The following is a 2,500-nucleotide window of genomic DNA, read 5'->3' as shown; positions in this document are numbered from 1 at the left end:
TTTGCTGTATTACACTATAAAGCATAATACCGTATTCTTTGATTCTATTCTACTTGTTTTTGCTTTTCTCGTATATCTTTATCTCAATATGTCAATGAACTTTTTCGCTTTCGCGATCGTGGAGAATATCGGAGTCGAACCGATGACCTCCTGCGTGCAAGGCAGGCGCTCTAGCCAGCTGAGCTAATCCCCCGTCTTTTAGTGATCAGTTAACAGTTATTAGTTAACAGTACTTATAACGGCTACTCAACCTCTAAAATTTCCAATATGTCCTCAATGAACTTCTCGTCTCGTAAAAAACTCTCGCCTTTCCGCGACTTTTGTAGTCTCGGGCAGACTCGAACTGCCGACCTCTACATTATCAGTGTAGCGCTCTAACCAGCTGAGCTACGAGACTGCTTCATTTTTTTTCTTATTGACAGCTAAAAAACAACATCAAACCCTTATAATTCCTTTAAATCAGATTTCTCTAGAAAGGAGGTGTTCCAGCCGCACCTTCCGGTACGGCTACCTTGTTACGACTTAGCCCCAGTTACCGGTTTTACCCTAGGCAGCTCCTTGCGGTGACCGACTTCAGGTACCCCCAGCTTCCATGGCTTGACGGGCGGTGTGTACAAGGCCCGGGAACGTATTCACCGGATCATGGCTGATATCCGATTACTAGCGATTCCAGCTTCACGTAGTCGAGTTGCAGACTACGATCCGAACTGTGATAGGCTTTATAGATTCGCTCCTTGTCACCAAGTGGCTGCTCTCTGTACCTACCATTGTAGCACGTGTGTAGCCCAGGACGTAAGGGCCGTGATGATTTGACGTCATCCCCACCTTCCTCTCGGTTTGCACCGGCAGTCTCGCTAGAGTCCTCAGCATTACCTGCTAGCAACTAACGATAGGGGTTGCGCTCGTTATAGGACTTAACCTGACACCTCACGGCACGAGCTGACGACAACCATGCAGCACCTTGTAAATTGTCCGAAGAAAAAGGTATCTCTACCCCTGTCAATCTACATTTAAGCCCTGGTAAGGTTCCTCGCGTATCATCGAATTAAACCACATGCTCCACCGCTTGTGCGGGCCCCCGTCAATTCCTTTGAGTTTCACTCTTGCGAGCGTACTCCCCAGGTGGGATACTTATCACTTTCGCTTAGCCACTGAGTCCGAAAACCCAACAGCTAGTATCCATCGTTTACGGCGTGGACTACCAGGGTATCTAATCCTGTTCGCTCCCCACGCTTTCGTCCATCAGCGTCAATAAATTGTTAGTGATCTGCCTTCGCAATCGGTATTCTAAGTAATATCTATGCATTTCACCGCTACACTACTTATTCTAACCACTTCACAATCATTCAAGACTAACAGTATCAAAGGCAATTTTACAGTTAAGCTGCAAACTTTCACCTCTGACTTATTAGCCCGCCTACGGACCCTTTAAACCCAATGATTCCGGATAACGCTTGCATCCTCCGTATTACCGCGGCTGCTGGCACGGAGTTAGCCGATGCTTATTCTTACAGTACCGTCATCACTCTACACGTAGAGCTTATTCTTCCTGTATAAAAGCAGTTTACAACCCATAGGGCAGTCTTCCTGCACGCGGCATGGCTGGATCAGTCTTCCGACCATTGTCCAATATTCCTCACTGCTGCCTCCCGTAGGAGTCTGGTCCGTGTCTCAGTACCAGTGTGGGGGATCTCCCTCTCAGGACCCCTACCTATCGTCGCCATGGGGTGCCGTTACCACTCCATCTAGCTAATAGGACGCATGCCCATCTTTTACCACCGTAGTTTTAACTGTTCAAATGATGCCACTAAACAGTATTATGGGGTATTAATCCAAATTTCTCTGGGCTATCCCCCTGTAAAAGGTAGGTTGCATACGCGTTACGCACCCGTGCGCCGGTCTCAAGTTCGTTAGCAAGCTAACTTACTCTACCCCTCGACTTGCATGTGTTAGGCCTGCCGCTAGCGTTCATCCTGAGCCAGGATCAAACTCTTCGTTGTTAATCTTTAAATATTATTACCAACTTAAAGTCCTTACTCAAGTATGACGTTGTCTTTTTTGTTTTAATTCTTGTCTTACCAAAAATTGTGCTGTCAACAATAAATCAATGAACTTTTATAATCTTTATAAACTTTCGTTCTTTTCTCTCGCTCTACCCTTTCGTAAAGCGGGTGCAAATATAGAAACTCTTTTTCATTCCGACCAAACTTTTTTTCATTTATTTTTGAAAAATTTTTCAGGCCTCTCATTCCTCTCTACATCGCCAATTTCTCTATGAACTTGCGCCCTTTAAAACTCGATATTTCGTGTCTCGCAAAGCGGCTGCAAATGTAAAAACTCTTTTTGTTTCCGGCAAACATTTTTTTCATTTTTTTTGAAAATTTTTGTCGCCCTAATCTTCTATATCCCGCACTATGTCTATGAACTTCGCTTCTCTTACTACATTACCTCTCTCTCAAAGCGGGTGCAAATATAGAACCTTTTATTTCAATTCTCCAAA

General features: G+C 44.8%; 2 tRNA genes and 1 rRNA gene. All 3 read right to left on the bottom strand.

The window, feature by feature from the left end:
- Window positions 1–119: 119 nt before the first annotated feature.
- Window positions 120–193: transfer RNA gene (locus tag P278_RS00015), tRNA-Ala, on the bottom strand.
- A gap of 130 nt (window positions 194–323) precedes the next feature.
- Window positions 324–397: transfer RNA gene (locus P278_RS00010), tRNA-Ile, on the bottom strand.
- A gap of 76 nt (window positions 398–473) precedes the next feature.
- Window positions 474–2,000: ribosomal RNA gene (locus P278_RS00005) — 16S ribosomal RNA — on the bottom strand.
- Window positions 2,001–2,500: the final 500 nt, after the last annotated feature.

It is taken from the genome of Zhouia amylolytica AD3 (assembly GCF_000511935.2).
GTDB lineage: Bacteria > Bacteroidota > Bacteroidia > Flavobacteriales > Flavobacteriaceae > Zhouia > Zhouia amylolytica.
This window is presented reverse-complemented; position numbering and strand designations above follow the sequence as displayed.